This is a genomic window from Micromonospora sp. NPDC051296, assembly GCF_040682255.1.
In the GTDB taxonomy this organism is placed as follows: Bacteria; Actinomycetota; Actinomycetes; order Mycobacteriales; family Micromonosporaceae; genus Micromonospora; species Micromonospora craterilacus.
Genome location: NZ_JBFBAO010000151.1, coordinates 1 through 14,947, shown reverse-complemented (window position 1 = coordinate 14,947; position 14,947 = coordinate 1). Strand labels below are relative to the sequence as shown.

The following is a 14,947-nucleotide window of genomic DNA, read 5'->3' as shown; positions in this document are numbered from 1 at the left end:
ATGATGTGCGGGTTGTTCAGCTTGGTCGCGGACTTCCGCGTCCAGTCCTCGTCATCGATGTAGTGGTAGTCCTGGCCCTTGACGTAGTACTCGATAGTCAGGGTCTCCCGACCGGTCGGGTCGGTCAGGTAGCGCAGGAACTTCGTCGGCTTGTTGTTGGACTTGCGCTCCTCGTAGGTGAAGCGCATCTCGTTGCCGTTGTTGTCCACCACGCTGGACAGGAAGCCCTCGCAGTCGTAGAAGAACTGCGTGCGGTCCGGACGGGTGAGCACCCACGCCCGCGGCTCCTGCGTGTTCGGCTTACAGTCCACCGGGCGGTGCTTCTGCAGATGCAGGTGCACACCCTTCGGGGCCCTCCACTCGCCAGCCGTGGCGTCCCAGGTGAACCAGTGGCTGGTGCCATCCCCATCGGTAAGGGTGACCTTCGTCGGGTTCGGCTTGGGATGGAAGTCCAGCGGCGTGCCCAGCCGCATCAACGACGACGCCTGCAACGACCAACCGAAGCCGGCCACACTGTCGCTGGTGTCCAACGAGTTGTACGCCAACCGGACAAACGTCGACAAGCCCCGCGACGGGTTGGTGAACGCGTCGTACGACCACACGGTGTTACCGGCGTACAAGTTGTTCATCAGACTGCCGCCGCCACCGGTGTTCTTACCCACGTACGAGTAGAACTTCTCCAGACCGAGCTGATCAGAAGTCGGCTCCTCCACCGTCACCTTCTGCGACAGCGCCTCGATCGGGCCACTGTCCGACAACTTCCGGTCATCGTGCTTGTTACGCAGGTCCCAGTTGAGCAGATACTCCGTACGCATGTTGCCATCGACCGACGACGGCGGCGCCTTCACCTGCGCGGTGATGTCAACCGTGTCGCCCGGAGCCACATTGCCCGGCAACGGGGTACGCAACTCGAAACTCTCGTCGGTGGCGTCCACCGGAACGCCGGCCTCGTCCAGCCGCGTCCAGTCGTACGAAAGCTCCCAGTCGGAGGCGTTCCAGGCCTCCAACGTGGGGTTGGAGACGGTGACCGGGACGGTGTAGGTGGCCTCGGGTAGCAGCAGCTGCGGGGTTTCCGCCGCATAGTACGTCGACTCCGCGGTCTGCTCGAGGTAGGTGACCTCCAACGTCGGTCGCAGCAGCGGCTCCGGTGCCTCCGAGCTGAGCATCATCACCCGCTGGTTGTCGGCCGCCTCGTCCTTGAACTTGAGCAGCAGCCCGTGATTCGTGTCCGGGTTGGCCACCCAGCCGGCTGCGGCTGCGGTGACGTCCCACCGCTCCCACTCGGGGTCGTTGGTGAAGTCGTTGAAACCTGACAGTGGGGTCGCCTCGTAGTTGCCGCCGGCGGTCCATGCGACTCCGGCGGAGGCGTGGTTCCAGGTCGCGGTGGTCTCGGTGAAGTTCTGCCGCAGCTTGTGGACGTCGACCGTGCCGCTGCTTGGCGAGTTGGGGCCATAGTTATAGGCCGTCCAGAGCCTCAACTCGGCGTCGACCACCTGGGCGTTCGTCGGGATGCCGGCGAGGTTCGCGAACTTGACCAAGCCCCGCGTGTCGCCGTAGACGGTGGAGTTGTTGCCTACCGCCAGATACGGGTCGCCCTCGTAATAGTTGATGTTGGTGTTCTGCCTCAGCGAGGCGACGGTCGTGTCGATCACGTCGGAGGCCGTCGCCCCGCGACGGATGATCTTCGTGATCTGCCCGGCCTTCGGCAGGATCGCCGGCTGGGTTGGACCCGCGATGACCTGCCCGTCGCGGGTCTTGACCGCGATCATGTAGTAGAAGAACTTCCGGGCCATCGGGTCGGTGTTGTCCGCCGCCGTCGGGACCGCCGTGGTGTCCTGGTAGGTGAGCGTCTCGGTGGAGATGGGCGCGACCAGCGTGTAGGCCGACGGCGTGAAGTTCTGGTACACGCTGCGGTGCACCTGGTACTCGACCGCGTCGTCATTCAAGCTGGCCGACGGGTCCTGGTACTCCGGCCAGGTCAGCACCGCGCCGGTGGAGGTGACCGTCGTCGGCGGGTGCACGGCGACGCCGGGTCGCCCGTAGGTGACGACGAGCTTGGGCAGGTTGTAGTCCCGCCGATCGTTCATGTAGGCGTAGTCGGACGCCTCGAAGATCGGCCCACCGCGGTTCAGTTTGCTCTCGTCAACCGCCTTCAGCATGAAGCCGTTGTTGGTGCTGGGGGCGTTCACCCACTCCTGGACCGTGTTGCGCACCGGGAACGACAGCCAGTCGCTGGAAACCGCCCGCTTCTTCGTGTCCACACCCCACCGGGTGAAGCGCACCGCGTCCGCGATGACCGACTTGCCCACCACGTCGCCGAGCACCACCCGGCCGGTGGTACCCGCGTCGAACGGATGCACCCCGAGGGTCTTCCACTGGCCCTTACCGGACGGGAGCGTCTGATCGACCGCGTACGTCTCGCTGCCACCCTTGAAGTGGACGGTGTAGGGGGCAGCTTGGGAGCGGTCGTCGGTGTGCGACACGAAGTGCGCCTCGACCTGGTAGTCGCCCGCCTCCGTCAGCGTCGGCACCCAGGTGTGGGTGTTCCCGGCGACGGCGTCGTTGTTGTAGCGGTAGTCCCCGCCGATGGCGAGGGGCGTCAACGTGGCGTTACCGGAGTAGGGCCAGTCCCCCGTGACCGAGGTCTGGCCGCCGGTGCGGTTGTCGACCGTGACCGTGTTACCGGACGGCTGGGCCGCCATGGCGTCCTTCATGGTGTCCCACGTGGCGGTCTCGTCGTCCCAGGCGGCATTGACCTTGCGCGCCTCGATGGCAACGTCGTACTCCCACGACTCGTGGGTCTGGTCGTAGTACAACTCGAGCCGGGCGTCGTCGATGGTGGTGTTCGGCGGGATGGGTCTGGTGTCGAACTGGACCAGGGAACGCCAGATGCCCGAGTCGGTGCCGACCTTCAGCGGCCACTGCGTCGGGTCCAGTCCGTACTTGTGGGTGGGATTGCCCGAGTAGATCTGCACGTCCTTGGCGTCGGTCGGCACGGGCTGGATCTTGATGGTCGGGTCGATGACCACCGGGTAGACCCGGGCCGGGTCGGCGAGCCAGTCCGCGTTCGCGGAGACCGTCACCGAGGTCTGGCCGTACGTCTGTGCCACCCGCTGGGTGACCTTGTCGCTCCACACCTTGCCGACGGGCGAGGACTTGTCGTCCTTGGCGTCGTACATGAACGGCGGTGGCATCACGAAGACGGGAGCACCGCCGTCAGGACGCACGAACGCGATGGAGCCGTCCTCGCGCTGCTGCGCGGTCAGGCCGTCGGTGTCCAGCGTGAACGTGTACGACACCGGACCCTTCGGAGCCTCCCGCAGGACGATCTCCTCCTTGAGTGCGGTGGTGGTGACGTCGTAGACCACATCGGCACCACCGGCCAGACCCCGGTAGGTGACCGTGGAACCCTTGACCTCGGGCTTGATGTCCTTGGCAGCGCCGGCCAGGCCGAGTTCGATGCTGAGCCCATCGCGCTCGAAGCGGACCAGTTCCTTCGAGTTGTCGCCGAAGAGGCTGGTGAAGGTGTTGGTCCGGTTGCCCTGGACGTAGCCCTTCTCGCCGGTCGGACGGATCCCGGTGTCGATCGGCTGGTAGCGGCCCTTCGCATCCTGGTAATGCAGTGGCACGGCGGAGATCTCCGCCTGGGTCCGCCCGTCCGAGAGCAGGTAGACACGGCTGTTCGCGGTCCGCTCGGCGGTCAGTTCCTTGACCCGCTTCTGGGGCGGCCATGCCTTCCCCGGCGGGGGCTTCTCGTCGACTGTCAGTCCGGCGCTGATCACCTCCGGCTTCGCCGGGCGGGGTCCACCGTCGACCAGGTTCCGCGCGGCGTCCCCGACCCGTTCCAGCAGGCCCGGCTCACCACTGGCACTCGCCGAGCTGTCCGGTCTCGGATCGCTCAGGAGCTGTGTTCCACCCAAAGTGGCTACCAGTGCGACCGCCAGGACCGCGATCAGCGATCTCTTCAGCCCTCTCTTCACCTGTCACTCCCCGTTCGTGGATCAACACGACGGGTGGACGCTAATATTCGTCGATACATCGGGACCTATCGTCGCCGTATCGAGGAATCGAGATTGACGAGATCCCTAAGCAGGCCCGCCACGGGTGCTCAGGGGGCCGGCGACCGCGCCGCAGATAGTCCGTACGAGTGGGCCCACCAGCCAGGATGTATCGGCCATGATCGCCAGCTCCAACAGCAAGAGGCGGACACCACGATGGCGAATCGCCGGCCCGCGCCCCGCCGGCCGCCCACGTTGGGCGCGCTCGTGCCGTTGAACTCGAACGGGTCAGGACCGGGCCTCACGCCCCGGTCCTGACCCCGTCCGGCGTGGGCAGCGGGCCGCGTCCGGGCTGAGCACCGGCGCGGCGTGCGGCCAGCCCCAGCACGGCAGCCGGCCCGCCTGCACTCAGCTCCACGGTGCCCCACCCGGACTAGGTGCGCTCGCGACCCACCCCGGCGAGTCGCGGCGCAGACGCAGGTTAGGCACGCGTCCGGTGGCCGGACAAGACAACGTGTGGCCGGCGGTTGAACTATTGCCAGCAGCGTCGAAAAGCGTCAGGTCGTTGTAACACGACACCGGCCACCAACGCTGATCTCCATCAGACCTGTCCACGAGCGATGCGTCGCCCGCCCCTCTGACGGATACAAGGCAGTACCGGGGCCGGACACGCCGGCCGCCAGAGGTATTGCGGCTGCGGCACCGGGACCCTCGCGTGCCTGCTGGCCGTCGCGGCCTGACGGTGACCGCCGGCACCGCGACGAGGTGACCATCGCCCTGACCGTCGCCGGCTACCGGCTGGACGAGGTACGGCAGGCACCGGATCGGCCCGGCCGCGAGATGGTCTTCCTCGCCCGACGTCACGGATGACCCGTCCCGCCCAGGCCCGGCGCGATTCGGCGCGGCCCGGCACGCGGGCAGGCTCGCCGCGAGCCCGCGCCGCCAGCGTCCTCGGGCGCCGCTCAGAAGTGGCGCAGAAGGTCGGGGAACGTGCTGAGGTGCAGCACCCCCGCATCGGCCGGATCGAGTTCGTCGTGTTCCAACACCCAGGTGTTGGCGTTCGGGATGAACACCGCGTTCCACCCGGCTGCTCGGGCGGGCAGGATGTCCGAACGCGGCGAGTTGCCGATCATCCAGGCTCGGGCCGGGTCGACGGCGTGCTCCCGGACCAGCCAATGGTAGGTCTCGACGTTCTTCTCCGGCACGATGTGCGCGGCCTTGAAGTGGTGCAGCAGCCCGCAGGCGTCCAGCTTGCGCTGCTGCTCCTCGCGCTCCCCCTTGGTCAGCAGCAGCAACTCGTGCCGGCCGGCCAACTCGTCCAGCGCGTCGGCCACCCCCGGCATCAGCTCGACCTGGTGGGTCAGCAGCGCCACGGCCAGGCCGTCGATCTCGCGCCGCTCCGCCTCGGTGGCCGGCCGCTCGCGCAGCCGTTCCAGGCACTCCCGCAGGCTGCGCAGGAAGACCTTGCTGCCGTACCCGTGGGTCACGGCGTTGGCCCGCTCGATGTCGTCGAGAACGGCCCGGAGCTGCACCCGGTCGAGGGTGGGATGCTCCAGCCACTCCAGGAAGTCGTCGATGACCCGCTCGAAGACGACGTTGTTCTCCCAGAGCGTGTCGTCCGCGTCGAAGACGAGCACCCGGCCCGGCTCGATCGCCACCCCGTCACCTGCCACGCTGCGACTCTAGGACACCCCGACCAGCCCCCACGACCGGATAATCCCGCAGCGATAGAGTCAATCTTGGACAGTTTCCGTTAGCGCATAACGGAAACTGTCCAAGATTGCGAGGCGGTGAGGGTCAGGCCGGGGGTGTGAAGGGCACTCGGGAGCGGATCTGGCGGAAGCCGGTGCGTTCCAACTCCGCCACCGTGGCCACCCGGTGCGCGTCCACGTCGGCGATCACCTCGTGCGCGCCACCGGCGGAGAGCGTCCCGACCGCGTCAGCCAGCAGTTCACCGCGAGCCGACACGTCCAGCAGGCCGAGGTAGGCGATCATCGGGTAGCAGGCGTCCCCCGCCGTTGCCGCCAGGCCGACTGGTACCGCGCCGTCCAGCGCGACGCGCCAGTCCTGCACCGGACCGGTCAGCCAGGCCAGCGGATCGCGGGCCAGGTCCACCCCGCCGACCACCCGCGCCGTCTCCGCGCCGGTCAGCAGTTCCGGCTCGACGATCCGGGCGACCAGCGAGTTGATCTCCGCGGCGTCGGCGGCCGGACGGAACGAGTACCGGCCGGCCGACGCCGGCAACGGGCCGCCGGTCCACGAGCACCGTAGCCGCTCCCCCTGCTCGACCAGGCCGGCGAGCCGGGCCGCCGCCATCGGGGCCTCGACCACGGCACGTACCTGCGGCTGCCGGCGCCAGTACGCGGGCAATGCGGCGTAGTACACCTTCGGACCACCGAGCGCCCGGTGAGCGGCGCGCAGCAACGCGGCACCGTCCTCCGGCGCGGCGGCCAGGTCGAACCGTTCCAGCCACGGCTCGCCGACGGACCCGGGCGGGAGCACCCAGGCGGCCCGGCCGACCACCCGGCCGGCGCGCAGCGCGATCCAGGTGCGGTCGGGCCGGTAACCGCCACCGGCGATCCCGTCGGCGTAGCCGACCTGCCGCAGTTGCGGCAGCGGGTCGGGCATCGAATCGAACAATTCTTCCTCGCCCGCGACGAGCGGGCGGATGACCAGATCGGTCATGGCTTGATCCTCCGGGAAGCAGCGCCCCGGGTCAGATCCGCGTGGACGCCGTGCCGCGGAGGGGGCGCAGAACATCGGACATTGTTCTGACCTCCTTCCAGCTCGACGGCGTGTCAGCGAAGCTACGCGACACCCCCACCCACCGCAACGGGGTTACGGGCTGCCGAAGAGGCGCTCGCCGAGCATCTGTTCGCGCTGCTCCTGGGCCTCCGGGCGCAGTCGGCCGCCGCGGGTGAGCATCACCATGCCGTGCAGCAGACTCCAGCCGAGTTCGGCGAGGATGTCCGCGTCCCGTCCGTCGGCCAGCGGTGCCAGCGCCGCACGCAGTTCCCCGAAGGTCGCCGCGACCGTCTCGGGTACCTGGTCGGCGCCGAGGGTCAGATCCGGGGTGTGGGCGGACATCGCGTCGTACACCTCGGGGCTGGCGTACGCGAAGTCCAGGTAGGCCGCCATCACCGCCGGCCACACCCCGGGCGGCCGTTCGACCGCCACGCGGGCGGCGGTCAGCGCGGCGGCCAGGTCGGCGAAGCCCCGCACCGCGACTGCGGCGACCACCGCGTCCCGGTCGGCGAAGCGCTCGTAGAGGGTGCCCAGGTCGACGTCGGCGCGCTCGGCCAGCCGGCGGGCGGTCACCGCCGCCCAGCCCTCGGCCTCGGCCAACTGCCAGGCGGTGGCGACGATCGCGTCCCCGTCCCGCCCTGTGTCTGGGTCGTCTGACACGCCGCCGATGCTAGCGGCCAGCGACTCAGGGTGAGCCAACCGGGACGGATTGTCGACAGCGACGCCACGCGCCCTACCGGCGCAGGGTGAGGATGAGATCCGCGACCAGGGCGGTCCAGCCGGTCTGGTGCCAGGCGCCGAGGCCGGCACCGTTGTCGCCGTGGAAGTACTCCGGGAACGCGATCAGGTCCCGCCAGTCCGGGTGGGTCTGGAACAGCTGCGCGGCGCCGTAGATCGGCCGGCGGCCCCAGCCATCCCGGGTGAACAGCGCGATCAGCCGGGCGGACAGGTCGTCGGCGATCTCGTCGAGGGTCTTCTTCACCCCGGACCGGGTCGGGTACTCCACCTGGAGGTCGTCGCCGAAGAACGCCGCGTAGTCGCGCAGCGCGCTGATCAGCAGGAAGTTCGTCGGCAGCCAGATCGGGCCGCGCCAGTTGGAGTTGCCGCCGAACAGGCCGCTGGTCGACTCGGCGGGCTCGTAGCCGACGGAGAACTCCTGCCCGCCGAGGGTGACCGCGAACGGCTTGTCCAGGTGCGCGCGGGAGAGCGTACGCAGGCCGTACTCGGAGAGGAACTCGTCGGTGTCCAGCATCCGGGCGAGCAGCCGGACCACCTGCTCCGGGCCGCACATGGACAACAGCCGTTGCTGCCGCCCGTCCGGGCCGATCCGCCGCGCGCCGATCACCGAGGCGTACTCGGGGCGGTTGGTGAGGAACCAGCGCAGTCGGGCGCCCAGCTCGGGCAGCCGGTGCAGGGTGCGGGCGGGCAGCCGGGTCACCGCGGCCAGCGGCAGCAGCCCGACCACCGAGCGCACCTTCAGCGGCACCTTGGTGCCGTCGGCCAGCCGCAGCACGTCGTAGAAGAAGGCGTCCTCGTCGTCCCACAGCCCCTGGGAGTACGCCGCCGCGGCGATGTACGCGAAGTGCTCGAAGAACTTCGTCGCGGTGTCGACCCAGGTGCGGTCATGCTCGGCCAGCACGATGGCGATGTCGAGCAGGTTGAGCGCGTACATCGCCATCCAGCCGGTGCCGTCGGACTGCTCCAGCACCCCGGCCACCGGCAGCGCCGCCGACCGGTCGAACGGGCCGACGTTGTCCAGCCCGAGGAACCCGCCCTCGAAGACGTTGTTGCCGCCGGTGTCCTTGCGGTTGACCCACCAGGTGAAGTTCATCAGCAGCTTGTGCATCATCCGGGCCAGGAAGTCGTGGTCCCGGCTGCCGTCGATCTCGAAGACCTTCAACGCCGCCCAGGCGTGCACCGGCGGATTGACGTCGCCGAACGCCCACTCGTACGCCGGGATCTGCCCGTTGGGGTGCAGGTACCACTCGCGCAGCAGGAGCAGTAGCTGCTCCTTGGCGAACCCGGGATCGACCCGGGCGATGCTCACGCAGTGGAAGGCGAGATCCCAGGCCGCGTACCACGGATACTCCCACGGGTCCGGCATGGAGATCACGTCGAAGCTGGTCATGTGCCACCAGGCGCTGTTGCGCCCGTGCTGGCGTCCGGCCGGCGGCGTCGAACCCGGATCGCCCTCCAGCCACCGCTTGACGTCGAAGTGGTAGAACTGCTTGCCCCACATCAGCCCGGCGATGGCCTGCCGGGCGATCAACGCCTCGTCGGCGGTGGCTTTCGCCGGGATCACCCCGTCGAAGAACCGGTTCGCCTCGGCCCGCCGGGCCCACAGCACCGCGTCGAAGCCGTCGGTCAGGTCGGCCGGCGGCGGGTCGCCGGCGGCGGGCGGCGGGGCGGTACGGGTCAGCCGCAGCCGGATTCGCCGTTCGGCGCCGGCCGGCACGTCCAGTACGTAGTGCAGCGCCCCCTTGGTGCCTTCCAGCTCCGGGTTGACCGTCTCCGCCCCGCCCACCACGTGGTCGTTGATGCCGTCCTTCGGGTGCGGCGTACGGCTCGGCAGCCCCCACAGCCGCTCGGCGTTGGTGTCGTTGTCGCAGAGCAGCGGCGTCGGGTCGCCGTCGCCTTCGAGCATGATCTGCCCGAGTACCCAGTGCTCGCCGACCAGCCGGCGCCCCGCGCCGACGATCCGGGGCACCCGGTCCGTGCCGGGCAGCCCCCAGGCCCAGGTGTTGCGGAACCACAGATGCGGCAGCACGTGCAGTCGCTCGGCCCGGTCACCCCGGTTGGCCACGGTCACCACGATGCACATGTCGGTCGGCGTGGCCTTGGCGAAGTCGACGGTTACCGCCCAGTACCGGTCGTCGTCGAAGATGCCGGTGTCGACCAGTTCGTACTCGGTGTCGTCCCGGCCGCGCAGCCCGTTGACCGCGACCAGCTCGTCGTACGGGAAGGCGGCCTGCGGGTAGTGGTAGCGCCAGCGCATCCACGAGTGGGTGGGCGTGGAGTCCTCGTACCACCAGTACTCCTTGGCGTCCTCGCCGTGGTTGCCGCCGTCGCCACCGAGGCCGAACATCCGCTCCTTGATGATCGGATCGCGCCCGTTCCACAGCGCGAGGGCGAAGCAGAACGTCTGTCGGTCGTCACACACGCCCGCCATGCCGTCCTCGGACCACCGGTAGGCTCGGGACCGCGCGTGGTCGTGGGGGAAGTAGTCCCACGCCGTGCCGTGCTCGCTGTAGTCCTCCCGTACCGTCCCCCACGCCCGCTCGGACAGATAGGGACCCCATGCGCGCCAGTCCTGCTCGCCGGCGTCAGCCTGGGCGAGCCGGACTCGCTCGGCGTCGGGAGCCGGGGCGGAGGGCGAACCGTCAATGATCACCTGCACATCTTCGACGCCGCCGGGGTACTTCACCACAGCGGTCATTGTCGTCGTGTCGTGTTACACCTCGCCGCCGGTGGAGGAAAGTTGATCGAGATTCGCTTCGGTCCGCAGGTGTGCGGCGAGCTGACCAGCGCCGCCGGGCGCGAGTGGCTGGTGCCCGACGGCCTCGGCGGGTACGCCATGGGCACCGTCGGCGGGCTGCGCACCCGGCGCTACCACGGGCTGCTGGTGGTGCCGGGGAGGACCCCGGCCTCCCGAAAGGTGGGACTGGTCGGCCTCGACCCGGCGGTGCTGCTCCCCTCCGGAGCACGGGTGCGCCTCGGCGCACACGAGTGGGCCTCCGGCGACGTCGACCCGCGCGGCTTCGAGCTGATGGAGCGCTTCGACCTGGCCGACGGGCTGCCGCGCTGGCGGTGGCGCGTCGGCGACGTGGTGATCGAGCGGGAGCTGGCCATGCTGCACGGGCGGTCCTGCGTGGCGGTGGTGCACCGGCTGATCAGTGGCGGCCCGGTCGAGCTGGAACTGGCCGCCGCGTGCACCTGGCGGGACGCCCACGGCGAACGCCGCGCGGACGGGCCGCCGCTGCGGATGGAGCCGGTCGACGGCGGCGCGGTGATCGAGGGGGCGTACCGGCTGTCCGGGCCGGGCTGGACTCCGCAGGGCCACTGGTGGCGGGGCGTCCACCACCGCGAGGAGGCGGCCCGTGGCCTGCCCGCGGAGGAGGACCTGTGGTATGCGGGCCAGTTCCGCGACACCCTGCACCGCCCCGGCGACACCCTGTCGGTGCTGGCCTGGGCGGGCGACCCGGCCCCGGCACCGCCGCCGGCCACCGAGGTGATCGCGGCGGCCCGGCGGCGCAACCGTCAGGTGGTGGCGTCGGCCAAGCCTGCCGACGACGTGGCGGCCACCCTGGCGCTGGCCGCCGACGCGTTCGTGGTGCGGACCAACGACGCCGCCGTGGACGTGGTCGCCGGATACCCGTGGTTCGGTGCCTGGTCGCGGGACACGATGATCTCGTACGAGGGGCTGTTCCTGGGTACCGGGCGGGCCTCCCTCGGCCGCGAGCTGCTGCGGTCGTACGCGGCGACGCTGTCGGAGGGGATGCTGGCCAACACCGCCGACACCGGCCGGGTCGAGTACAACACCGTCGACGGCACGCTGTGGTTCCTGCACGCGGTCAGCCGGCACGTCACCGTCACCGGCGACACCGATCTCGGCGACGAGCTGCTGCCGGCACTCTGCGAGGTGGTGGACGCCCACCTGGCCGGTACCCGGTTCGGCATCGTCGTCGACCCGGCCGACGGACTGCTCACCCAGGGCGTCCCCGGCGCCGCGCTGACCTGGATGGACGCCCGGGTGTACGGAGCGCCGGTAACTCCCCGGCACGGCAAGCCGGTCGAGGTCAACGCCCTGTGGATCAACGGTCTGGCCGGGGTCGCCGAGCTGGCTGAGCTGGCCGGGCGGGACGCCGACGGGTTGCACCGGCTGCACGAGCGGGCGGCCAAGGCGTTCCGGGACCGGTTCCCGACCCCCGCCGGCTGGCTGCACGACGTGGTCGACGGTCCCGCGCCGGCGTACCCGTTGGGCGGCTCGGCGCACCACGACGACGACCTGCTGCGCCCCAACCAGCTGCTGGCCTGGTCGCTGCCGTTCGCGCCGCTGGTGCCGGACCCGCAGACGCTGGACCGCGTCGGCGCCGGGCTGCTCACCCCGCTCGGCCCGCGCAGCCTCTCCCCCGACGGCCCCGGCTTCGTCGGTCGGCACCGGGGCGGGCCGGCCGAGCGGGACAGCGCCTACCACCAGGGCACGGTCTGGCCGTGGCTGATCGGCCCGTACGCCGATGCCAGCCGCCGGGCGGGCCGGCCGGCCGACGAACTCTTCGCCGGCCTGGAGGCGCACCTGACCGAGTACGGTCTCGGCTCGGTCAGCGAGACCGCCGACGGTCTCGCCCCGCACACCGCCACCGGCTGCCCGTTCCAGGCCTGGTCGGTCGCCGAACTGCTGCGCGCCCGCCGGTAGGGCGGGTGGGGTTGGGTGGGGCGCCCGCCGGGTGCCCCACCCAACCCCACTAGCCCAGGCCCGCCTAGCCCAGGCCCGCCGCGACGGCGGCCTTGCGGCCACCGACGACCGGCAGGGTGATCCGGGTGCTGTCGAAGTGCACGGTGATCTCCGCCCGGGTCTGCTTGGCCCGGCTGCTGTAGCCGGAGTAGGAGCCGAGCAGGATCACACCGATCTGGTGGCCGGCCTCGAAGACGTAGTCCTCGGGCATCAGCGGCACGTCAACGGCGTTCTTCTCGCCTGGCAGCAGGGGCGTCGACACGGACAGCGAGTCGAGGTTGAGCCCGTCGATGATGCCCTTGGTGACCAGCTCCTGCGGGTTGCTCGCCACGGTCTTGGCGACCTGCCGGTAGCAGGCCTCTTCCGCGTGCCCGCCGAAGTTGGCCGCCTCACCCCAGCAGTCCTCGGTGGTCAGGGTCCGGATGCCGTCGCCGGTGGTGCTGAACCGCTCCCGGGTGCCGTAGTCGACGAGCAGCCCGGCGAAGCTGGTGTCCGTACCGTTGACCGAGGCCTTGATCCGCACGATCGGCGTGCCGGAGATGTGCAGCGGCGCCTTCAGCGGCTCGGAGAGGAACACCAGCCGGTTGTCCTTGTTGGCCTGCGGGTCCGACGGGTGCCGGATCGCGTTGGCCTGGCTCATCGTCGGCGTGTCCTGGAAGGTCGCCGACTTGTTCCCGGGGCCGGACTTCACCGACAGGCCGCCGGCGCCACCGTCGGTCGCCGGCAGCAGGAACACCTGGGTCGGCTGGGTGCCGGGCACCGGCCAGTCGGCGTGCGTCTCCCAGACGTCCGGCAGCCGCTCGACGTCGGCCATCGGCTCACGCATGATCCCGTTGTCGATGCCCTGCAACCAGAAGTCGAACCAGCGGTGCAGGGTGTCCACCCACTCCGCGCGGCGGAAGTCGAACGGGTCGATGTGCCCGGTCCCGGTCAGCCACAGCTTGCGCGGGACGTTGTTCTCGGCCAGGGCGTACCACCACTTGCTGAAGTGGTCCGCCCGCACGTTGTCGTCGTTGATGCCGTGCACCACGAAGACGCTGGCCCGCACCTTGTTCGCGTGCGGCAGGTAGTCCCGCTCCGCCCAGAAGTCGTTGTAGTCGCCGGTGACGTCGTCGCCGCCCTGGCCGAGCTGGGTACGCACCGGGGCGCAGTACGCCCGGCGGTTCGGGTTGGTCACCGTGTTGGACAGGCTGCCCGAGTAGTTGTTGGCCCGGGTCACCAGACCGTTGCTACGCGAGTAGTCGTACCAGTTGGAGATGGCCGAGATCGGCACGATCGTGGCCAGACCCTCGACGCCGCTGGCGGCGGCCGCGTTGGCCAGCGTGCCGTCGTACGACTTGCCGATCATGCCGGTCTTGCCGTTGTGCCAGTCGGCGACGATCTCGTTGCCGGCGGCGTCGAAGCCCTTGCGGCGGCCGTTGAGCCAGTCGATGGCGGTCGGCGCGCTGATGTTGTCCGCGAGGCCGCCGGTGACCGGGCACCCGGTCGAGTTGTTGGTGCCGATCATGTCGAGCAGGACCACCGCGTAACCACGCGGGACGAAGTAGTTGTCGTAGAACAACGGCCAACGGTCGTTCAGGCCGTCGCCGTCCAGGTCACCCTTGCACTCGCTCTCGTTGCCCCGGCACACCGTCGAGTAGTAGGGGCTGGCGTCCATCACCACCGGAACCCGCAGGCCCTCGTCGCTGGCCTTGGGGCGGATGATGTCCATCGCCACGATGTCGAGCGCGCCGTCGGCGTCGGTGTCGACATCGGAGGTGACGAAGATCCGCTCGCGGACCGAGTCCGCGTAGCCGAAAACCGGCTGGGTGACGCCGTCGGCGATGACCAGTTCCGTAGTGGCCGGCGCGGGCTGCGCCAACGCCGGGGTAACGGGCAGGACGGCTGCGGTCATCACGACCACCACCGCTCTCCCCAACCATCGTCTCGTGGTTCGCATCGTGCAGCTCCTTCCAGGCACCCGACGTCGACCGCCGCACGCCGGTCCTGGTGTGCGGACTATGAGCCCCTCGGTGCACCGTCGGGATAGAACCTACGAACCAGGCCGTGGCAGGTCTTCGGACACCTGTGGGAGGTGCGGGCCGCCCACTCCTACGGCTGTCGCAGGAGTTCGGCACAATGCGTGACCAAGCGCCCAGCGGCCGGCCCGCACGCCGACGCCGGCCGCCCGGTCCAGACCTGGTCAATCGCGGAGCTGCCGCGCGCTCGCCGGTAGCGCTTTACACCGCCGCAACGGGTACGTCTCCGCTGGTTATCCAGCTGCGACCAGGATTGGTGCCGATCCAGCCGCGACGCGAACGGGCCCGCCAGGGGGCCGGCCGACGGCCGCGCGGAGACAACTCAAAGGGGGCGCGTATGTCACCGAACGCCGACGTGATCGACATCAACTCCGCCCGGTCGCAGCGGGTGCTGATGCTGTCCTGGGAGTACCCGCCCGTCCTCGTCGGCGGTCTCGGCCGACACGTGCACGCCCTCTCCGTCGCGCTGGCCGCCGCCGGTCACGAGGTCACCGTCGTCACCCGGCACGCCGACGGCGCGCCGCTGGAGGAACACGTCGACGGGGTACGCATCCTGCGCGCCGCCGAGGACCCGGTCACCTTCCCCCTGGCCACCAGCTCGCTGCTGGCCTGGACGATGGCGTTCAACCACACCCTGACCCGCGCCGCCCTGCGCGCCGCCGACACCGGCACCTACGACGTCATCCACGCCCACGACTGGCTGGTCGCGCACACCGCCATCACCCTCGCCGAAC

The 14,947-nt window shown here is 70.0% G+C and carries 8 protein-coding genes; 2 read left to right on the top strand and 6 right to left on the bottom strand.

Annotated elements, in window-relative coordinates; genetic code table 11:
* From AB0M52_RS17515 to AB0M52_RS17495, 5 genes are all read right to left on the bottom strand, one after another.
* On the bottom strand, positions 1-3,980 hold a 3,980-nt coding region (locus AB0M52_RS17515), incomplete at its 3' end, for a DNRLRE domain-containing protein (RefSeq protein ID WP_363954398.1).
* A 980-nt stretch (positions 3,981-4,960) separates the two neighbouring features.
* Positions 4,961-5,635: an HAD family hydrolase gene (locus AB0M52_RS17510; RefSeq protein ID WP_363954400.1), complete on the bottom strand. Its 675-nt coding sequence runs from the start codon at positions 5,633-5,635 to the stop codon at positions 4,961-4,963.
* A 160-nt stretch (positions 5,636-5,795) separates the two neighbouring features.
* The gene (locus AB0M52_RS17505) at positions 5,796-6,683 is read right to left on the bottom strand and encodes an acetyltransferase (RefSeq protein ID WP_363954396.1); all 888 of its coding nucleotides are present in this window, start codon (positions 6,681-6,683) and stop codon (positions 5,796-5,798) included.
* Positions 6,684-6,836: 153 nt separating this feature from the next.
* Entirely contained in the window at positions 6,837-7,403 is a 567-nt protein-coding gene (locus AB0M52_RS17500) for a TetR/AcrR family transcriptional regulator (protein ID WP_363954394.1), read from the bottom strand.
* Between the two features lie 73 nt (positions 7,404-7,476).
* On the bottom strand, positions 7,477-10,179 hold the full coding sequence (locus AB0M52_RS17495) for a glucosidase (RefSeq protein WP_363954392.1): 2,703 nt from the start codon (positions 10,177-10,179) through the stop codon (positions 7,477-7,479).
* Positions 10,180-10,221: 42 nt separating this feature from the next.
* On the opposite strand from AB0M52_RS17495, the gene AB0M52_RS17490 reads away from it, so the two are divergent.
* Positions 10,222-12,156: an amylo-alpha-1,6-glucosidase gene (locus AB0M52_RS17490; protein ID WP_363954390.1), complete on the top strand. Its 1,935-nt coding sequence runs from the start codon at positions 10,222-10,224 to the stop codon at positions 12,154-12,156.
* 64 nt (positions 12,157-12,220) lie between these two features.
* On the opposite strand, the gene AB0M52_RS17485 is transcribed toward AB0M52_RS17490, so the two are convergent.
* The gene (locus tag AB0M52_RS17485) at positions 12,221-14,089 is read right to left on the bottom strand and encodes a Xaa-Pro dipeptidyl-peptidase (protein WP_363954388.1); all 1,869 of its coding nucleotides are present in this window, start codon (positions 14,087-14,089) and stop codon (positions 12,221-12,223) included.
* Positions 14,090-14,550: 461 nt separating this feature from the next.
* On the opposite strand from AB0M52_RS17485, the gene AB0M52_RS17480 reads away from it, so the two are divergent.
* Positions 14,551-14,947: glycogen/starch synthase (locus tag AB0M52_RS17480; RefSeq protein ID WP_363954386.1), on the top strand; the 397-nt coding region annotated here is incomplete at its 3' end.

Coding starts and splice junctions, on each gene's coding strand:
- AB0M52_RS17495 (WP_363954392.1), bottom strand. CDS start 10,179: ATGACCGCTGTGGTGAAGTACCCCGGCGGCGTCGAAGATGTGCAGGTG.
- AB0M52_RS17485 (WP_363954388.1), bottom strand. CDS start 14,089: ATGACCGCAGCCGTCCTGCCCGTTACCCCGGCGTTGGCGCAGCCCGCG.
- AB0M52_RS17505 (WP_363954396.1), bottom strand. CDS start 6,683: ATGACCGATCTGGTCATCCGCCCGCTCGTCGCGGGCGAGGAAGAATTG.